The sequence below is a fragment of the Trinickia sp. genome, assembly GCF_051954495.1.
In the GTDB taxonomy this organism is placed as follows: Bacteria; Pseudomonadota; Gammaproteobacteria; order Burkholderiales; family Burkholderiaceae; genus Trinickia.
Map to the genome: position 1 here is coordinate 58317 of NZ_JBQCHR010000182.1, position 18204 is coordinate 76520.

Consider the following 18204-nt stretch of genomic DNA (forward strand, 5'->3'; position numbering starts at 1 on the left):
TCTCGGTCAGATATCAATATATCGTAATGCTCAATGAGGCCTGCGCCGAGCCGCAACTTCAATCGCCCTTGAACAGAACTGAGGAGACACCATGGATACCTCCACTCATCCGATCACGATCAAGCCGCGTTCGCGCGGCGCCGACCGTTATCAGTATTTGACGCAAACCAATGCCGGCACGCCGGCCGGCGAATTGCTCCGGCGTTACTGGCAGCCGGTGGCGTTGACCGAATCGTTGCCGGCCGGCGCGGCGCCGCAGCCGATCCGCATCATGGGCGAGGACTTGGTGCTGTTTCGCGACGATCACGGTCAAGTGGGTTTGATCGATCGCAAGTGCGCCCACCGCTGTACCGATCTGGCGCTGGGCCGTATCGAAGCGGGCGGTATCCGTTGTCCATATCACGGTTGGCTGTTCGACGTGAACGGCCGCTGTCTCGATCAACCGGCGGAAGCGTCGGCGACGGCCAAGGATCGCATCCGCATGAAGTCGTATCCGATCCATGAGGCAGGCGGCGCGTTCTGGGCCTATATGGGTCCAGGCGAGCCGCCGCTCTTTCCGAACTATCCGGCGCTGGCCGGCGGCAGCGAATATCGCTACACCACGCGTTGGTTCGGCGACTGCAACTGGATGCAGGCGAGCGAGGGAAACATCGATCCGGTCCACACCTCGTATCTGCACCAATTGGAGTTGTCCAGCGCCGACATGCAGGCTCGCTGGGGGGTGTTTTCGAATCAGGCCCGGCCTGAACTCGCTATCGAAGACACTCGTTTCGGGGTTCGGCTCTACACGCTGCGCAAGATCGAGGGCGCCGATCGATCGTCGATCCGCATTACCAATTTCGTCATGCCGAATGCGTGTGCAGTCGGCGGTTTCGAAGGTTACTTGGGGGACGGCGGCATCACCATGCTGTGGGACGTCCCTATCGACGACGAGCATCACTGGCGCTGGGAGTTCATCTTCCATCGCAGCGGCAAGCTCGACAAAGAGGCGCTGCACAAACAATACGAGTCGGAGAAGGCCGAGGGCGATCGTATGAGGCGCGCGAAGAGCAACCTGTATTCGCAGGATCGCGAATCGATGGCGCGCCAGGCATATCTCGGCTTGGGCGAGTGCTTCTCGGTTCATGACATTGCGATCACGCAGTCGCAAGGCACGATTCACGATCAAAGTCACGAGCATCTATCGTCGTCGGACATCGCCATCGTGCGCGCCCGCCGAATGCTAGACGAGGCGGCGCAGGCGCTGGCCGATGGTTCGGATCCTCGTGGTGTGATTCGCCGCGAAGAGGACAACGATTTCCGCGACATGGTCGTCATCACCGGCGAGATCGGCGCCGGGGAATCGAAGGAAGCATATTGCGCGCAATACGCGGAAAGTCCGGACCTCTTCCGGCTGCAGGAACCGAAGGCATGACGTAACGCTCGTTTCGCCGTCTAGCAAGGCGAGACGGGCCGTTTTTTGTATGACCGAATTCAATCGATGCACTTTGCCATGAATATCATCCCCGTTCGAGTCGTTGCCGCCGAAACCATTGCGCAGGGCATCCGTCTTTTGAAACTGGCGCCCCTCGATGGATCTGCTCTGCCCGCATGGGAGCCCGGTGCGCATATCGATCTGCATCTCGGGTCGGGAATCGTCCGGCAGTATTCGCTGTGCGGTTCGTGCGGCGACACCTCCACGTACGAAGTCGCCGTCAAACGAGAGCCGGAGTCGCGAGGCGGCTCGAGATTCGTGCATGAATCGTTGCGCGTGGGCAGCGAATTGGGTATATCCGCGCCGCGTAACCACTTTCGTATGAATGGGGAAGCCCGCAGAACGCTGCTGGTGGCGGGGGGGATCGGCATTACGCCCATCATCGGCATGGCGCGCCAGCTTCGCGATCGCGGGCAGCCGTTCGACTTGTTGTATTTCGCTCGCTCCGAAGCGCATGCCGCATTTTGCGGCGAACTGAACGATGCCTCGTTCAATGGCGCGTGCAGGCTGTTGTTCGGTCAGGAGCGCGAAGCCGTCGAAGCGACGTTGGAGGGTGCGCTGCGCAACCGTCGTGACGGGTGCCACGTGTATCTGTGCGGGCCGCAACCGTTCATGGACACGGTGCGCATGGTTGCCGCGCGTCACGGCTGGCCCGACGATGCTGTCCACCTCGAGTACTTTGCCGCGACGGCGACGGCGACATCGGAGGCCGAGCCCGACGCGGCGTTCGACCTGAAGCTCGCGCGCTCCAACGAGACGTTTTCGATTGCTCCAGGCAGAACGATCGTCGATGTCCTTCGCGAGCACGGCATAGATGTCGAGACGTCGTGCGAGCAAGGCGTCTGCGGAACGTGCGTGGTCAAGGTTCTGGAGGGAAGCCCCGACCATCGGGACTGCTTTCTCACCGCGCAGGAGCACGCGAGCGGAAATTGCATGGCGATCTGCGTCTCGCGCGCTCGTTCAAAGCTGCTGGTCGTCGATCTGTAAATCCGGGCTACCGCCCTAAGGCGGGGCCGCCATCAAAAAATAAATGGAGACAACGATGTCGAATGGGTTCGATAGGATGCGTTACGCGCGCGGCATGGCGGCAGGCGCACTCTTGATGCTTCCCGTGCATTATGCGCGGGCGGTCGACGGAATCAGCCTGAGCGGAAGCGGCGTGATGTCGGCCGGAGTCGGCGGTACGTCGATCGCTTTTGCGCAGGACAGTACGGTGGCCGCCGATAATCCCGCCGGCATGGGACTCGTGGGTTCGCGAACCGACCTCGGCATTCAGTTGCTCGAACCATTGACCGATTTCGAGTACGGCAGCGCGTCCAACAGACTGCACACCGGAAGGGTGTATCCCGTTCCTAACGGCGGCGCGAACTGGCAGATTACGCCGCGGCTGACGTTGGGCGTGTCGCTATTTGGCGTCGGCGTCGGAACCAGCTACGGGCGGCCTGCGCTGCCGATTGCTGGTGCGGGGGTAGCCCAATCGAGCTTGGCGACTGCGATTGCGGCGCCAACCGTGACATACAGGATCACGGAACACAACATCATTGGCGTCAGTCTTGCGCTGGCATACGAACGATTCTCCGCAAACGGCGCGATCGTACCCACGGCAGATGGCACGCTGCGCCCGCTGCCGTCGCACGGGGTGTCGAGCGCTTTCGGTTACGGCGCGCGGATCGGCTATATCTGGCAACCGACGCCGGCCTTCACTTTCGGTGCGAGTTACGCCACCCGCATCCGGATGAGCCAATTGGCCGGCTACAAAAGCGACTTACTGGCGAGCGGCGGCGGGCGAATCGATATTGGCGCTCAATATGGTATCGGGATCGCCTACAAGATCGTACCTAGCGTCACAGTTGCCGCCGATTGGTTGCACCTCCAAGTCTCGAACACGATTATCGGCTCGGCGCAAGGGTTCGGCTGGCAAAACCAGGATTTCTTCCGCGTCGGCGCGGCATGGGACGTCGACTCGCGGTGGACGCTTCGGACGGGCTTCTCGCGTGGCAATCACCCGATCGGTCCGTCCGTGGTCGCGCAGAACCTGCTATCGGCCATGCCGGTATCGACGGCCGTCTCCGCGGGCGCGAGCTATCGATTCAGCAAATCCGACGAAGTGAGCGGAGTCTTCGAGTATGGATTCCCCGTTACGGTTACCGGCAACGGCTCTAGTACCGGGTTTAGCGAAAGAACGAAGACCGAAGTGGTGGGGATCAGCTATGGGCATCGCTTTTAGGTCGTCCGTCTCGGAGTCGATGCCGGCGGGATTGCGCATCGGATGTCGTTATAACGCTTAGCCAACTCAGGAAGCCCTATGTCCGCCCTTCAGTTCGATCCAAACTCGGAACTCAATCAAAATGTGCTGTCGAGGTTTTTCGTCGATGGGCAGTGGGTGCAAAGCCGCTCGAACGAATTCGCCTCACTCGTCTCACCGTCGACCGAAACGGAGTTCGCATTGGTTCCCCTCGCGGGTATCGGCGATGTGGACAGCGCGGTGGATGCCGCGAGAAGGGCGTTCGATACGGGACCGTGGCCGCGCATGTCAGGCGCCGACCGCGCGGCTTATCTCCGACGGATTTCCATGGCGCTTGCGGCGCGGCTTCCTCTTCTGTCGCGGATCTGGACTGCACAGGTCGGCGCGCCTGTAGGTTTCGCCGATATCTTCACGCAGACCGCACCGGCGATGCTCGATTACTACGCTGAGCTAGCGTCGACGTTCGAGTTCGAGGAAGTTCGTTCGACGCGAGGCGGACAGGCACGGATCATTAGGCAGCCGGTCGGCGTGGCGGCGCTGATCGCGCCGTGGAATGCGCAATTGCCGATTCTCTCGTATAAGGTGGGCGCCGCGCTGGCAGCCGGTTGCACGGTTGTGGTCAAGGCGCCGCCGGAGACGCCGTTCGATGCCCTCGTCATGGCCGAGTGCGTGCACGAGGCGGGTCTGCCGCCAGGGGTGTTCAACGTGATCACCAGCGATGCGGAGCGAGGTGCGTATCTCGTCGCGAAACAAGACGTGGACAAAGTGAGCTTTACCGGAAGCACCGCGACCGGAAAGTTGATTGCCAAGGCCTGCGCGGATCGGCTCGCTCGAGTGACGCTCGAATTGGGTGGGAAATCCGCTGCGATTGTGCTCGAGGACGCGGACCTGAACGCCACGCTCGCGGCGTTGGCGCCGGTGACCATGCCCTTTTCGGGGCAAATTTGTTTCGCCCAAACCCGGATCCTGGTTCCGCGCAGCCGCGAGCAAGCGTTCATCGACGCTTACAGCGCTGTCATCGGCGGCCTCGAGGTAGGCGACCCGTGGAATGCCGCGACGCAAATCGGGCCGGTCGCAAGCGCGCGACAGCTCGATCGGGTCATGAAATACATCGAAGCAGGCAGCGCGGAAGGGGCGCGAATCGTGACGGGCGGTGGCCGGAGCCGCCGTTTAGAAACGGGCTTCTTTGTCGAGCCGACCGTGTTCGCGGGTGTGACACCGCGCATGACGATCGCGCGGGAGGAAATTTTCGGCCCTGTCGTCTCGGTCATCGCGTACGACGATGTCGATCACGCCGTCGCGCTCGCGAACGATTCGGATTTTGGCTTGAGCGGGACGGTCTTTACAAGCGACTTGGACCATGGCTGCGCGATCGCGCGTCGCGTCAGGACCGGCAATGTCTCGGTCAATGCATTCGAGATCGCGCCGAACGTGCCATTCGGCGGCTTCAAGCAGTCGGGGGTCGGCAGAGAGGGCGGGCCGGAAGGCCTATCTGCATTTCTCGAAGATCAGGCGATTTATCGTCCGGATTCGTCAATGCGCGCGCCCGGAGGACCGCAATGAGCTACGACTACATCGTGATCGGCGCCGGCAGCGCCGGCTGCGTGACGGCGAGCCGGCTGGTCCGCGAGTGGGGAGCAAGCGTGCTGCTGTTGGAGGCGGGGCCGCTGTCGAACAACGCGCTGATTCGCATGCCCGCGGGTACGTTCAAGATGCTGTTCAAGGGTAGCCCATACATTAAGCGGTACTCCTCGGCCCCTCAAGCGTCGCTGGGAGGGCGTGCCGTTTCGATTCCGCAGGGCAATGTCGTCGGCGGCGGCAGTTCGGTCAATGCGATGGCCTATACGCGAGGCTCGCGCGCCGACTATGACCGCTGGGTCGCGGCTACCGGCGATACCGGGTGGTCGTGGGACGGCCTCCTTCCCTATTTCCGCAAACAGGAAGGCAATCAGCGGTTCGACAACGACGCCCACGGCGCGGACGGTCCGTTGAAGGTATCGGATCCTTTGTACAAGGCCGACGTCGCGGACCGCTTCGTGCGAGCGATGCAGCGCCAGGGCTTGCCGTTTGCGACGGATTTCAATGCCGGGACGCTGTGTGGCGTGGGCTATATGCAGACCACGACCTACGCGGGGCGACGATGTAGTGCAGCGGACGCGTTTCTCGCCCCCATCCTGTCCGATCCACGATTGTCTTTGGTCACACGAGCCACCGTGCATCGCATTGTCTTCGACGGCGACCGCGCCGTAGGTGTCGATTATGCGGTTGGAGGCGTACTCAAGCATGCGAGCGCGTCGGCCGAAGTGATCGTCTGTGCGGGCGCCTTCGCGACACCGAAGCTGCTCATGTTGTCGGGCATCGGTCCAGCCGCGCATTTGCGCGAGCATGGGCTCGAGGTGCGTGTCGATTCCCCGGGCGTGGGCGAGCACCTGCAGGACCACAACGTCGCCGTCGTCTCGATGGCCACGCATGGGCAGCATGGGTACTTCGGCGAAGACCGAGGTCGCCGCGCGCTATGGAATGGGCTCCAGTATCTGGCGTTCAAAAATGGGCCCATCGCCTCCAACGGTGCGGAGACGATGGCTTTCGTCAATCTGCGCGAACCCGGTGGGGAACCGGATCTTCAACTGTATTGCGTCGGGGTCATGTGGCCGGATCCGCAGGCGCCGGAGCCTACCTACGGGATGACATTGATGGCTAATCTCGTCCGGCCTCGTTCGCGCGGGACCGTGCGCCTTAGGTCCGCGGATCCTATGGAGGACGCGCTCGTCGACCCAAACTGGCTCTCCGACGATGAAGATACGAAGCGGCTTGTCGAAGCGATCCGGTACCTCAGATCGATCGCGAGCAGTGAACCATTCGCGTCGATCGTGGCGCAGGAAGTCGGACCCGGGGCCGCACGCCAGTCGGACGATGAACTCGCCGAGTACGTGCGGCGGACCACGGAGTCCAACTACCATCCGGTGGGGACGTGCCGCATGGGTCGCGCGGACGACCCTATGTCGGTCTTGGCTCCCGATCTCAAGGTGAAAGGCGTCAGGGGATTGCGCGTGTTCGATGCATCGATGATGCCGGCGATCATCAGTTCAAATACCAATGCGACCGTGATGGCGGCGGCCGACCGCGCAGTCGACGTGATGATGATGCCGGCTACGGCGGCGTTTCCAGCGGGCGGTGCCTTGGCGACGCAACCAGCATGAGCCGAGCAATGGCGGAACGCCGCCGCGGGCGATGTAGCACATGATCGAGAACGCACTGCGCCGTGCTGGGCGAGCTTTTTTTGTGTAAGCAGATAAATCGATATGACGCTAAATGCACGCCGTCCGCTCGTCATGGTGACGCTCGATGGCTTGGTGGAGTACGTGAACGACGCTTTCGTCGACGCGCTCGGATGGACGCGCGATTCGTTGCGCGGCGCGGCCGCGTCGTCGCTACTTGCGGACATACCCGCGGCGGTGCTGCGTGATATTCAACGGACGGTGCGTGCAAATCGCCCCTGGATCGGATCGCTGCCCTATCGAACGGCGACCGGCGACGTTTTGTGGGCGCGCTCCAACCTTATGCCTGGCCGCGGCGGCAAGCGGGCCATCGCGCTTATTGAACCCATCGAACCCACGCAAAGCGCTCAGGCGGCGCAGGCGTATCGCATGATCGATGCCGGCCAAGCCGGCTGGTCGATACGCGCCGGAAAAATCACGAAGCGACGATGGTCCGGCGCACCGGGCTGGATATGTCGCGCGAGCTTACGTGGGAGAATCGCGAGCATCGTGTGCTGCCTGTACTTGGCTTCCCTCGCAGCATGCGTTGTTTCGTCGTGGAACATCTCGTTGGACATCGTGTCCGCCGCTTTGCTGCCGGTTTTCGGGGGCGGCGGTTTGGTATTGATGAGGCTGATTCATCGTCCGCTGCAAAAGGTTACGCGGGTGGCCGTTGGTCTGGCCGCGGGGCAACTGGACACGGCGCCCAGCATACCGGGCGATGGCGAGCTAGGCGACGTGTTGATGCTGCTCAATCAGGCGATCCTGAATCTGCGGACCGCGGTCGCCGATGTGCGTGACGGCGTCACACAAGTAGCGTCGGGCACAGAAACGCTTGCCGCTGGAAACCAAGATCTATCCGTGAGGACCGAAGAGCAAGTCAGCAGTGTTCAGAACACGGCGGCGAGCGTTGAGCAACTCAACGCGAGCATATTCAACAACTCCGAGTCTTCGGCCGAGGCCGATAGGCTCGCGCGCGAGTCGATACTGGCCACCCGCGCCGGAGGCGAGACCGTGGAGCGCTTGATCGAGATCATGCGCAAGATCGATGCATCGAGTTCGGAAAGCGAGAACATCGTTAGCGTCATCGACGCGCTCGCGTTTCAAACGAATATCCTCGCGCTGAACGCCGCGGTTGAAGCGGCCCGTGCGGGGCCTAGCGGACGCAGTTTCGCGGTTGTCGCATCCGAGGTCCGGGCGCTGGCGCAACGAAGCGCGGCTGCCGCCAGCCAAATTCGCGTTCTTGCTGGCCGTAGCCTGGATCTGGCGCGGGAGGGCCGGGGAGCGGCGGAGCAAGCTACGGCCAGAATGCGAGAAACGCAGGCGGCGGTGGCGGTCGTCAGCCGTTTGATCGGGGAGATCAAGGATGCGTGCGCAGAACAAAGCCACGGCATGGCGCAGATCGAAGAGGCGATTACGGCGATCGACGTCACGACACAACAGAATTCAGCGCTGGTCGATTCGGTTGCTGCGATCTCCGAGGCGATGCGTCAGCGGGCCACGGGGGTGACGCAGGCCTTGTCGCTGTTCGATATTTGAGTCGCTTGCAACGCTACAGCCAAACCAGCGGTCCATTTAGTCGGGGCTGACGCGCGAATACTTCATTCGCCGGAATCGATAGGGGTGGCGTTTCCTTAGTGAAGCTTGGGGTTATAGGCCACGCCAAGGCGGGCCGACAAATCGGCCAAACGCCGATCCAGCGTCCACAGCGTTGCCCCCGGCGTGATTAGCGTCGAAGCGAGTAGCGCCATGTCTACCAGTCCGCAGCCGAGTCCGTAGAGCTTTTCCCGCTCGATGAACGCGGCGGTCTCGCTGAGGCTCGCTTGATTGGCCGGCTGCAAGAGCCCGATATCGCCAAGCGTTCGGGCGCGCGGAGCAGGAGGGGTTCCGCAGGCCAGTTCCACCAGGACCATGGGGTGATTCAGCGCCAAGTCGAAAGCGATCAAGTCGATGAGCGCCTCATTGCGCTCCCGAAAGTGCCCGATCCAAACCGAAGTGTCGATGAGCACACTCATTGCGAGCCGACCCCTTCACGACGACGCGGCACATCCTGAATGTCCGGCATCGTACCGCCTAAGGCTGCTAGTCGCTTAGCCGCTTGCACCCGCACGAACGTTTTAATTGCTTCGCGGAATATCTCCGCCTTGTCCATGTTGGGGTCGGCCATTTCCAACGCCTTCTCGTACAAGGCGTCGTCAATCGTTACAGTCGTCCGCATGTTGCCCTCCGCATCGCAATAGATGCGATTCTGCATCATTGTTAGCATCAAATCAAGCGTACGTTCGTTGGCGCGTCAAATGTGACGCGGGCGCATTCGACCGCGGTTCAGTCCCTACGGCCTGTGGGTGCGAATGCGTGGCATCCTCCTTCCCGCATTGATCGACCGCCGCGATAAATCAATAAGAAATCGCTGATTCCCCGCGCCGAAGGCCTTGTTTACACTGCTGCGACAAGCCGGGCCGTGTTGTGCCCGGCATGCGCCGCGTGCGCTACAAGAGCCGAGAATGGACAGCGTAAACCTCGAAGTGCTTCGCGCGTGCCAGCGCTGGATCGGCGCGGGACACCGTGTGCTTCTCGTGACCGTCGTGAAAACATGGGGCTCCTCGCCGCGGCCGGAAGGCTCGATGCTGGCGGTGCGCGACGACGGCACCGTGACAGGCTCGGTATCCGGCGGCTGCATCGAAGACGACTTGATCGAGCGCGGGCGCCGGCACGGCGTGATGCGGACACGGCCGCAGGTGGCACGTTACGGCATCGACGCCGACGAGGCGCACCGCTTCGGTCTGCCTTGCGGCGGCACCATCGAGCTCGTGCTGGAACCGCTCGATGGCGCGAACGACGCACAGGGTATTGCAACGTTGTGCGCGCGTATCGAGGCCGGCGAACTGGTCGCGCGCACGCTCGACATGTCAAGCGGTACCGCCACGCTTGCGACCGCGCGTGCAACCGAAGGCGTCACACTCGACGGCGAGCGTTTCGTGACCATCCACGGCCCGAGATACCGCTTGCTCGTGATCGGCGCTGGACAACTCTCGAGCTACCTTTGCCGAATCGCAACGGGCCTCGACTATCACGTGACCGTGTGCGATCCGCGCGAGGACTATACGCAAGCGTGGGACATACCCGGCACGACGCTCGTGCGCACGATGCCCGACGACACGGTACTCGGTATGCGCTTGGACCGACGCAGTGCGGTGATCGCGCTCACGCACGATCCGAAGCTCGACGATCTGGCCTTGATGGAGGCGCTCAAGACCCCGGCGTTCTACGTCGGCGCGCTCGGCTCGCGGCGCAACAACGCGGCCAGACGCGAGCGTCTGCGCGAGTTCGACCTGTCCGATGCGCAGCTGGCGCGGCTGCATGGGCCGGCCGGGATTTATATCGGCAGTCGAACGCCGCCCGAAATCGCCGTTTCGATTCTTGCCGAAGTGACGGCCGCGAAGAACGGCGTATCGCTGCCGACGATTCTGCAAGTGGAAGGCGCAAAGGCGGCGCGCGAAATCGCGGCTTCGGCCGGTTCTCTTTGCTTGGCTTGAAACGTCGCGCGGTGTTTGGCGACAAGTGCGCGCTCGAACTCGGCCCAGGGTTCAGTCTGCGTCGATATCGACGAGGCCCGCCGGGTCTTCCTTCGCCGCGGCGGTGAAGAGCCGGGTGAACTCGTCGAGCGTGCTCATCGTGTCCCGGCCGGTACGCGTGATGCGATAGAACGAGAGCGGTACTTCGGGACGCAGCGCGTCGATGCGCACGCGATAGCGGTAGCACGTGTGCTCGCAGAACTGCGGCATGACGGCGGTGCCGAGTCCCTCCTGCGCCATGGCGATCGCCGTTTGCAGATGTCCGACGACAATACGCCGGCTCACCGTCACTTCTTCCTTCGAGAGCGTCGCCTCGATCAGCCGCTGCAACGGGTTGTCCTTCGGCAGCGTGATGAGCGGCTGATTTTCCAGCGCCGTCCAGCGAATACCCGCGCCGCGGGGGGGCGCGGCTTCGTCGGCACGCGACACGGCCACGAGCCGCGTAGGGAAGAGCGGCACGCGGTCGATGCCGGAAATCTGCGAGAAAAACACGCCGAATGCCGCATCGAGATGTCCTTCCTCGACCATTTGCAGCAGCTCGGGGGGATTGCGATCCACGAGTTCGATGTGCGAAGCGGGATACACCTGCGCAAAGCGCGTGAGCACGGGCGGCATCAGGCTTGCCGCAATCATCGGCGTGCAACCGAGCAAAAGCGAGGACTGCTTCTGACGGCCGAGCTCGTTGAGTTCGACCACCGATTTTTCGAGCGTTTCCACGATCGCCATCGCCGTGGGATAGAACACGCGCCCGGCGTCCGTGAGCGACACCGTGCGCGTCGTGCGTTCGAGCAGCCGGCAATTGAGCTGCGTTTCGAGCTCGCGGATGATCGCGGAGAGCGCCGCCTGGCTCAAATGCATGCTCTGCGCGGTTTTCGTGAAGCTCGATGCGTTGGCGACGCCGAGGAAGACCTTGAGTTGTTTTAGGGACAGATTCATCGGCGAAGCTCTACGTGGGATCGGGCTCGAGTGCGGGCGTGATTCGAGCTATGCCGCGCCCGAAGCACGCCCGATTCTATCCCGTCTGCCGCAGCGGCCGCTGCATGATCGATGCGCGCGCGGCGGCCGCGCGCGTGCCGAGTACTAGCCGAACGCGTAGCGACCTTCTTCGTCGCGCACGATCGTGCGTTGACGTGCGATGTCTTCGAGCCAACGCACCACGTCGCGGCCATCGCGGCTGCCGTTCGCGGCCATCAGCTCAACGAAGCGCTTCGCGCCGTGTTCGAGCGCCGCTTCAAGCGATTCGAAGCGTGTGCCGAGATACGCGGGCGGCGTCGGCACCCGATGTTCCAAATCGCGCTCGGCCCCAGGCGCCAGCAGCGGCAGCGTGAGATCGAAGCCCGCTTTCCCGGTCGTTCTCGCACCCAGCAGCGACGGATCGAGCGGCATCGCACGCAGTCCGTCCTGAAGCACGAGATCGCGGTCGGCCTGAAAGCGTGTGGCGAGCGCCCAGTCCATCTGCTCGTCGGAGAAGATGTCGATGTCGGGATCGACGACGAACACATGCTTGACGTTCGCGAGCGAGGCGAACACGGCTGCAATCGCGTTGCGCGCTTCTCCAGGCACCCGCTGCTGCATGGCCACGCGAACGTTGAACATGCCTCCCGTGGCTGGATTGGCGTAGACCGCCTTGACTTCGCGCACGGCGCTTTCGAGCGCGCGCCATACGGTCACCTCGGTGCGCAGCGCAGCCAATTGCGCGGTGTCGGTGCGGGCCATCGATCGGCCGCCGATCGTGCAGGTTTGGAATACCGCGTCGCGGCGGTGCGTGATAGCCGTGAGGTGGAACACGGGGTTGGTTTTCACGCCGCCGTAGTAGCCGAGGAATTCGCCATAGGGGCCTTCCGCTTCGGCATGGCCGCGTTCGTCGAGATAACCTTCGAGGATGAATTCCGCGTCGGCAGGCACGAGCAGATCGGTCGTCACGCATTTGACCACGCCCATCGCTTCGCCGCGCAGGGCCGCGACGAGTTCCAGTTCGTCGGCCGGAATGCGCATGGTCGCGCCCACGTGATCGATCGGATGCGTACCGACCGCGAACGCGATGGGCGTGCGCTCACCGCGCTTCGCATGACCGATGGCGATCGCGCGCAGATCCGACGGCGCGACGAGGTCGATGCCGGCCGTGTGCCTGCCGCGCAGCATCAGCCGGCGCACGCCGACGTTGGTCCACAGCGTTTCGGGATCGACGGCGAAGTCGATCGACGCCGAGATATAGGGCGCGCCGTCCAGGTCGTGCTGAAGGTGCACGGGCAACGCGGTGAAGTCGCACGCGTCGCCGGTCAGCACGACTTGTTGCACCGGTGCTTGCTCGCGGCTCACTTCCACCAGCTTGCCTTTCACGCGCAGGCGCTCACGCACGGTGTCGAGCAACCGCTGCGGCGTCGTGTCGAATGCTTTGGCCAGGCGCGAGCGGCTCGCGGCGACACTGCCCGCCAGCGAGAACGCGCTGCCGGACGGACGCGCGAACCACACCGCGCGAGGATTGCCTTCCATCATTTGCGCGACGTCGGCAAGGTCCACGCTGCCTTCGTGGCGCTCGAGCTCGGTGTCGTCGAGCGATTCGAGGAAGCGACGCAGGCGGAAGCGCTCCAGATCGGGCGTGCTTGCTCCTTCGGCGGTGGAGGGAATAGCGGTTTTGGGTCTCACTCTGGGTTCCTTCGTGCAGGTATGGGGGCGAGGCGGGGTGGGGGCTCGTCAGAAACGCGCGGAAAGCGCTGTGGCAGCCAAGTGCGCCGCGAAGCCGCTGGCGCCCGTCCCGGTCATTTCCGGCGCAAGATGCAGAAACTGCTTGACCGCGCGCAGCGTGACCGCGCTACAGCCGAGCAGCGTTTGCACGAGCGCATCGGCTTCAGCGTCCAAACTGGCCGCGGGCACGACGCGGCTCACGAGCCCGGCGTGCAGCGCCTCGTGCGCGCTCAGCTTGCGGCGGCTCAAGACCATATGTGCGATGGTTTTCACCGGCACGCGGCCGGTCAGGGCCGACATGACGAGCGCGGGCGGAATGTCGCGTTCCATCTCGGGGATCTGGAATACGGCGTCCTCGGATGCGAGCGCGATGTCGCACACGCCTGCGAGCGCGCATCCCACGCCGAGCGCTTCGCCGCGCACGACCGACACCACCGGCACACGTACGGCCTTGAGAGCGTCGTAGAGCGCAAGGGGAGGAGCGGCCACCACGCGGCGCAGTGTTTCGGCGCTCGGCTTCGCATCTTTCGGCGGCATCGGCGAGACACGGCCCTTGCAGAAATCCGTGCTGCTCGAGCGGATCCGCGCGAGCTTCACCTCGTCGTCCACCGCCGTGACGGCCGCGATGATGGCTTCGCTCATCGCCGCGTCGATCAGGTTGCCGTTTTCCGGATGGTCGAGCACGATGTCGATGAGCGGACCTTGGCGTTCGATCGTCACATAGGGGCGGGTCATGGGAGTCTCCTGTATTGAGCCGTGTCGCGGTGGATGTATTCCCAGACGACTTTCGGCGTGGCGGGCATGGCGAGTTCGTCGGCGCCGAAGGCCTGGAGCGCATCGGCGAGCGCATTGAAGATCGTCGCCGTGGCGGGCGTGATGCCGCTTTCGCCGCCGCCTTTGACGCGCAGCGGATTGCCGTGCGTGGGGTCTTCGGTCAGTTCGAGATTGAGCGTGGGAATCACGCCCGCGCGCGGCATGCCGTAGTCCATGTAAGAGCCGGTCAGCACCTGCCCCGATTCCCGGTCGACGTAGCAGGTTTCGGATAACGCTTGGCCGATGCCTTGCGCGAGACCGCCGTGCACTTGGCCTTCGACGATGAGCGGGTTGATCGGCTGGCCGACATCGTCCACGGACGTGTAGTTCACGAGCGTGACCACGCCCGTGTCCGGATCCACCTCCAATTCGCAGATCGCCGCGCCCGTGGGATGCGCGGGCACGCGCACGCTCACTTCCGCTTCGGCGTATAGCTTTCGGGTGGTCGCCTCGCCCGGAAAACCGTCGCACGCGACGTGCATCGCGATCTCGAACAGGTCGATCGAGCGCGACGAAGCCGCATCCGAGAAGGCGCCGTTCGCGAAGATCAATTGCTCGGGCGACACACCGAGCCGTTCGGCGGCCACGCGCCTGGCCTGCGCGACGATGCGCGAGGACGCCTCGACGAGCAGCATGCCGCCGAGCCGCATCGAGCGGTCGGAGTGACTGCCGCCGCCCACGCTCACGAACGCGGTATCGCCCGTGCGCAACGCGACCGTTTCGATCGGCACGCCCAGATGATGAGCGACGACTTGGGCGAAGGTCGTTTCATGGCCTTGTCCCGTGGATTGCGTGCCCGAAACGATGTCGATGCGGCCCTCGGGAAGCACGGTCAATTCGATGCGCTCGCGCGGCGCACCCACGGGCGATTCGATGTAGTTCGCAAGGCCGATGCCGCGCAGCAGTCCCTTCTCGCGCGACGCCGCGCGGCGGGCCTCGAAGCTGTCCCATTGTGCGAGTTCGAGCGCGCGCGCCATGTTGCGTTCGAACTGACCGCTGTCGTAGGTCAGGCCCATCGCGCTGCGATACGGCAGCTTTTCGTGGGCGATCAAATTGCGGCGGCGAATCTCGGCGCGGTCAATCTGCAATTGGGCCGCCGCAAGGTCGAGCATGCGCTCGATGACGTGCGTCGCCTCCGGCCGCCCGGCGCCTCGATAAGGCGCGGTCGGCACAGTGTTGGTCAGCACGGCGCTGATATGCACGGCGGCCACCGGTACGTCGTAAACGGTGGTCATGATGCGCGTGCCGTTCGCCATCGGCACATACGACACGGTGTGGCTGCCGACGTTGCCGATCCATTCGTTGTCGATGGCGAGAATGCGCCCGTCGCGCGCGAAGCCGAAGGTCGCACGCACGATCTGGTCGCGGCCCTGGTAGTCGGAGAGAAACGCTTCGCTGCGGTCGCTCGTCCACTTCACCGGTCGGCCTGTGCGGCGCGCGGCCCACATCACCGCGAGTTGCTCGACATAGACGAACGAGCGCGGCCCGAAGCCGCCGCCCGTGTCGGGACACACCACACGCACTTGCGCGGGTGGCACCTTGAGCGCCGCGGCGAGGCAGAGTTTTTGCCGCACGGCGCCTTGGCTGCCCGAGATCAGCGTATAGACACCGCTCGTTTCGTCGAATGTGCCGATGGCGCCGCGCGGTTCCATCTGGCAGTTCACCACGCGGCTGTGATGGAATTCGCGCGTGAGCACGAGCGGTGCGCCCGCGATGATGCGGCGCGCTTCTTTCCGGTCGCCGATCTCCGTCTGAAAGCAAAGATTGCGTGGCGCGCCGTCCCATAGTTGCGGCGCGCCTTCCTGCATCGCATCGGCCGCGTTCACCACGGCGTCGAGCACGTCGTACTCCACGTCGATCATTTCGCTGGCGTTGCGCGCGGCGAGCGGCGTTACGGCGATCACCATCGCGATCGGCTCGCCCACGTAGCGCACGCGATCGATCGGCAACGGAATGTGCAGCTGATTGAAGATCTCGCCGGTCAGCGACGTGAGAAACGCCTTCTGCGTGGCGTCCACGGCGTCGATCGGGTTGGGGATATGATCGATGCCCTGGTAGCCGTCGTCGAGATAGTCCCGGCCCAGCAGGACGGCGATCACGCCCGGCGCCTCGCGCGCGGCCGTGACGTCGACCGAGCGCAGCGCCGCATGGGCATGCGGCGAGCGCAGAAAGGCCGCGTAAGCTTGCCCTTCGACATGCAAATCGTCGGTGTAGCGGCCGTTGCCGGTGACGAAGCGCCGGTCTTCCAGGCGCGGAAGCGGTTGCCCGATCATGGCGCGACGCCCTCCGTCGCTTGCCCCGCGAGGGCCGGATACATCTCGCGCGCTGCGTGGCGTACCGCCTCGATGATGTTCACATAGCCCGTACAGCGGCAGATGTTGCCTTCGAGCGCATGGCAGATGCTTGCGTCGTCGAGCCTCGGTGTGTCGCGCAGATGGAACGCCGCCGACATGATCATGCCCGGCGTGCAGAAGCCGCACTGCAAGCCGTGACACTGCACGAACGCGTTTTGCACAGGATGCAGCGGGGCGCTTTCGTTCTCGTTCTCATTGCCGCTGTGGCGCAGCCCTTCGATCGTCGTGACCGCGCCGCCGCTCGCTTGAGCGGCCAGTACCGTGCACGACTTCACCGACACGCCGTCGAGATGCACCGTGCACGCGCCGCACTGGCTCGTGTCGCAGCCCACGTGCGTACCCGTGAGGCGCAGCGTTTCGCGCAGAAACTCGACCAGCAGCGTTTGGTCGGGCGCTTCGCGCCGTACGTCGGCGCCGTTCACCCGCAATTGGACTTCAGCCATGATTCACCTCTTCTTGCCGGAATGCCTATTCGCTCAGTTCGCCGCATCGGCGTTCGCGTCCGCGCTCATCAATGCGTTGAAGCGCTTGAAGAACTCGGCCGCCAGCTTGTTCGCAACCGACGTGACGAGGCGCGAGCCGATTTGCGCGAGCTTGCCCCCCACTTGAGCTTGCGCCACGTAGGTGAGGAGCGTGCCGCCTTCTTGCGCGTCGGCCAACGTGACGGTGGCGGTCATCTTGCCGAAACCGGCGATGCCGCCTTCGCCGGAGCCCGCGATCTTGTAGCCGTTGGGACCGTCTCGCTCCGAGAGCAACAGCGTGCCCTTGAAGCGCGCTTTCACGGGGCCGACCGAGGCGACCACGACGGCCTTGTACTCGTCCTCGTTTTGCGCGACGAATTCTTCGCAGCCCGGCACGCATGCCTGCAACACGGCGGCATCGTTCAAGCCCTTCCACACTTGCTCTCGCGTGGCGGCAATGGTCTGCGATCCGGTGAACTCCATTTTTGCGTCTCCTGAAAACGTTGATGCGCGGTCAAGCGAGGTCGCGCGGCGGTTGCGCCAGCAGCGTCCGTAAGGCGCGGCGCGTATAGGTTTGGATCAGATGCGCGCGATAGGCGGAAGAACCGTTGTCGTCGTCGGGAAGCACGCCCGGATCCATCGTCAACGAGTCGAGCGCCGCTTCGGAAAGCTCGGCCGCGAGCGCGCGTTCGGCGTCGAGCCAGCGGAACACGGACGCACCCGCGCCGGTCACCGCCACGCGGATCGCATCGGCGAACTGCGCGATGAATACGCCGACGACGGCATAGCCCGACGCGGGTTGACGCAACTTTGCATAGGCCGCGCGCAGCGGGATCGGGTACGCGAAACCGGTGACGAGTTCGCCCGGTTCGAGCGCTGTTTCGAACGTGTCGATGAAATAGTCGTCGGCGGCAATGCGGCGTTGCGAAGTCTCGACGTGCGCGCCCAGTGCGAGAACGGCGCTGGGGTAATCGGCGGCGGGGTCGTTGTTCGCGACGGAGCCGCCCATCGTGCCGCGATTGCGCACTTGGGGGTCGGCGATCACATTGGCGAGTTGCGCGAGCGCGGGAATAGCCGAGGCGACCACGGGCGACGCGGCAACTTCGGCGTGCTTCGTGAGCGCGCCGACGCGCAAGACGCCGCCATCGACGGCGATGCCGCGCATCGCTTCGATCCGCGTGAGGTCGATCAAATGCGAAGGCGCGGCGAGCCGTTGCTTGAGCGTGGGGATCAGCGTCATGCCGCCTGAAAGCGGTCGTGCGTCCTCATGCTCGCGCAGCCAAGCGAGCGCGTCGTCGAGCGTATGCGCCCGCAAATAGGTGGTCTCGTACATGATGTCT

General features: G+C 63.9%; 16 protein-coding genes. 7 read left to right on the top strand and 9 right to left on the bottom strand.

Annotation, left to right across the window (positions count from 1 at the left end; all coding sequences use genetic code 11):
• The first annotated feature begins 91 nt into the window (after positions 1–91).
• From ACTHNR_RS25620 to ACTHNR_RS25645, 6 genes are all read left to right on the top strand, one after another.
• Positions 92–1414 (top strand): Rieske 2Fe-2S domain-containing protein, encoded by a 1323-nt coding sequence (locus ACTHNR_RS25620; protein ID WP_440551447.1) that lies wholly within the window; start codon positions 92–94, stop codon positions 1412–1414.
• A 78-nt stretch (positions 1415–1492) separates the two neighbouring features.
• Positions 1493–2461 carry a PDR/VanB family oxidoreductase gene (locus tag ACTHNR_RS25625; RefSeq protein WP_440551448.1) on the top strand — a complete coding sequence of 323 codons (969 nt, stop codon included), beginning with the start codon at positions 1493–1495 and terminating at the stop codon, positions 2459–2461.
• 55 nt (positions 2462–2516) lie between these two features.
• Positions 2517–3701, top strand: coding sequence for an OmpP1/FadL family transporter (locus ACTHNR_RS25630; protein WP_440551450.1), 1185 nt, complete (start codon positions 2517–2519; stop codon positions 3699–3701).
• 78 nt (positions 3702–3779) lie between these two features.
• Positions 3780–5282: an aldehyde dehydrogenase gene (locus ACTHNR_RS25635; protein WP_440551451.1), complete on the top strand. Its 1503-nt coding sequence runs from the start codon at positions 3780–3782 to the stop codon at positions 5280–5282.
• A complete protein-coding gene (locus tag ACTHNR_RS25640) occupies positions 5279–6919 on the top strand; it encodes a GMC family oxidoreductase (protein ID WP_440551453.1) in 1641 nt (546 codons plus the stop codon). Before ACTHNR_RS25635 ends, ACTHNR_RS25640 begins: the two co-directional genes overlap by 4 nt.
• Positions 6920–7021: 102 nt before the next feature.
• Positions 7022–8515: a methyl-accepting chemotaxis protein gene (locus ACTHNR_RS25645; protein WP_440551455.1), complete on the top strand. Its 1494-nt coding sequence runs from the start codon at positions 7022–7024 to the stop codon at positions 8513–8515.
• Between the two features lie 95 nt (positions 8516–8610).
• On the opposite strand, the gene ACTHNR_RS25650 is transcribed toward ACTHNR_RS25645, so the two are convergent.
• A complete protein-coding gene (locus ACTHNR_RS25650) occupies positions 8611–8991 on the bottom strand; it encodes a type II toxin-antitoxin system VapC family toxin (RefSeq protein ID WP_440551456.1) in 381 nt (126 codons plus the stop codon).
• Positions 8988–9194 (bottom strand): type II toxin-antitoxin system VapB family antitoxin, encoded by a 207-nt coding sequence (locus tag ACTHNR_RS25655; protein ID WP_440551556.1) that lies wholly within the window; start codon positions 9192–9194, stop codon positions 8988–8990. The genes ACTHNR_RS25650 and ACTHNR_RS25655 overlap by 4 nt, the downstream gene beginning before the upstream one ends.
• 286 nt (positions 9195–9480) lie before the next feature.
• On the opposite strand from ACTHNR_RS25655, the gene ACTHNR_RS25660 reads away from it, so the two are divergent.
• The gene (locus ACTHNR_RS25660) at positions 9481–10512 is read left to right on the top strand and encodes an XdhC family protein (protein ID WP_440551458.1); all 1032 of its coding nucleotides are present in this window, start codon (positions 9481–9483) and stop codon (positions 10510–10512) included.
• Positions 10513–10563: 51 nt separating this feature from the next.
• On the opposite strand, the gene ACTHNR_RS25665 is transcribed toward ACTHNR_RS25660, so the two are convergent.
• The 7 genes from ACTHNR_RS25665 to ACTHNR_RS25695 all read right to left on the bottom strand — a co-directional run bounded on the left by ACTHNR_RS25665 (position 10564) and on the right by ACTHNR_RS25695 (position 18197).
• Complete coding sequence (locus ACTHNR_RS25665; protein ID WP_440551460.1) at positions 10564–11487, bottom strand: LysR family transcriptional regulator; 924 nt, start codon at positions 11485–11487, stop codon at positions 10564–10566.
• 144 nt (positions 11488–11631) lie between these two features.
• The gene (locus tag ACTHNR_RS25670) at positions 11632–13197 is read right to left on the bottom strand and encodes a UbiD family decarboxylase (RefSeq protein WP_440551462.1); all 1566 of its coding nucleotides are present in this window, start codon (positions 13195–13197) and stop codon (positions 11632–11634) included.
• A 48-nt stretch (positions 13198–13245) separates the two neighbouring features.
• Positions 13246–13971 carry an enoyl-CoA hydratase/isomerase family protein gene (locus ACTHNR_RS25675; RefSeq protein ID WP_440551464.1) on the bottom strand — a complete coding sequence of 242 codons (726 nt, stop codon included), beginning with the start codon at positions 13969–13971 and terminating at the stop codon, positions 13246–13248.
• A complete protein-coding gene (locus ACTHNR_RS25680; protein ID WP_440551466.1) occupies positions 13968–16322 on the bottom strand; it encodes a xanthine dehydrogenase family protein molybdopterin-binding subunit in 2355 nt (784 codons plus the stop codon). The genes ACTHNR_RS25675 and ACTHNR_RS25680 overlap by 4 nt, the downstream gene beginning before the upstream one ends.
• Positions 16319–16846 (bottom strand): (2Fe-2S)-binding protein, encoded by a 528-nt coding sequence (locus tag ACTHNR_RS25685; protein WP_440551468.1) that lies wholly within the window; start codon positions 16844–16846, stop codon positions 16319–16321. The genes ACTHNR_RS25680 and ACTHNR_RS25685 overlap by 4 nt, the downstream gene beginning before the upstream one ends.
• A gap of 33 nt (positions 16847–16879) precedes the next feature.
• On the bottom strand, positions 16880–17347 hold the full coding sequence (locus ACTHNR_RS25690; RefSeq protein ID WP_440551470.1) for an SRPBCC family protein: 468 nt from the start codon (positions 17345–17347) through the stop codon (positions 16880–16882).
• A 31-nt stretch (positions 17348–17378) separates the two neighbouring features.
• Positions 17379–18197 carry an FAD binding domain-containing protein gene (locus ACTHNR_RS25695; RefSeq protein WP_440551471.1) on the bottom strand — a complete coding sequence of 273 codons (819 nt, stop codon included), beginning with the start codon at positions 18195–18197 and terminating at the stop codon, positions 17379–17381.
• Between the last annotated feature and the right edge of the window lie 7 nt (positions 18198–18204).

Bases quoted from the DNA above. Each gene is read 5' to 3' on its own strand.
- ACTHNR_RS25620 (WP_440551447.1), top strand. From the start codon at position 92: ATGGATACCTCCACTCATCCGATCACGATCAAGCCGCGTTCGCGCGGC.
- ACTHNR_RS25625 (WP_440551448.1), top strand. From the start codon at position 1,493: ATGAATATCATCCCCGTTCGAGTCGTTGCCGCCGAAACCATTGCGCAG.
- ACTHNR_RS25630 (WP_440551450.1), top strand. From the start codon at position 2,517: ATGTCGAATGGGTTCGATAGGATGCGTTACGCGCGCGGCATGGCGGCA.
- ACTHNR_RS25635 (WP_440551451.1), top strand. From the start codon at position 3,780: ATGTCCGCCCTTCAGTTCGATCCAAACTCGGAACTCAATCAAAATGTG.
- ACTHNR_RS25640 (WP_440551453.1), top strand. From the start codon at position 5,279: ATGAGCTACGACTACATCGTGATCGGCGCCGGCAGCGCCGGCTGCGTG.
- ACTHNR_RS25645 (WP_440551455.1), top strand. From the start codon at position 7,022: ATGACGCTAAATGCACGCCGTCCGCTCGTCATGGTGACGCTCGATGGC.
- ACTHNR_RS25650 (WP_440551456.1), bottom strand. From the start codon at position 8,991: ATGAGTGTGCTCATCGACACTTCGGTTTGGATCGGGCACTTTCGGGAG.
- ACTHNR_RS25655 (WP_440551556.1), bottom strand. From the start codon at position 9,194: ATGCGGACGACTGTAACGATTGACGACGCCTTGTACGAGAAGGCGTTG.
- ACTHNR_RS25660 (WP_440551458.1), top strand. From the start codon at position 9,481: ATGGACAGCGTAAACCTCGAAGTGCTTCGCGCGTGCCAGCGCTGGATC.
- ACTHNR_RS25665 (WP_440551460.1), bottom strand. From the start codon at position 11,487: ATGAATCTGTCCCTAAAACAACTCAAGGTCTTCCTCGGCGTCGCCAAC.
- ACTHNR_RS25675 (WP_440551464.1), bottom strand. From the start codon at position 13,971: ATGACCCGCCCCTATGTGACGATCGAACGCCAAGGTCCGCTCATCGAC.
- ACTHNR_RS25680 (WP_440551466.1), bottom strand. From the start codon at position 16,322: ATGATCGGGCAACCGCTTCCGCGCCTGGAAGACCGGCGCTTCGTCACC.
- ACTHNR_RS25685 (WP_440551468.1), bottom strand. From the start codon at position 16,846: ATGGCTGAAGTCCAATTGCGGGTGAACGGCGCCGACGTACGGCGCGAA.
- ACTHNR_RS25690 (WP_440551470.1), bottom strand. From the start codon at position 17,347: ATGGAGTTCACCGGATCGCAGACCATTGCCGCCACGCGAGAGCAAGTG.
- ACTHNR_RS25695 (WP_440551471.1), bottom strand. From the start codon at position 18,197: ATGTACGAGACCACCTATTTGCGGGCGCATACGCTCGACGACGCGCTC.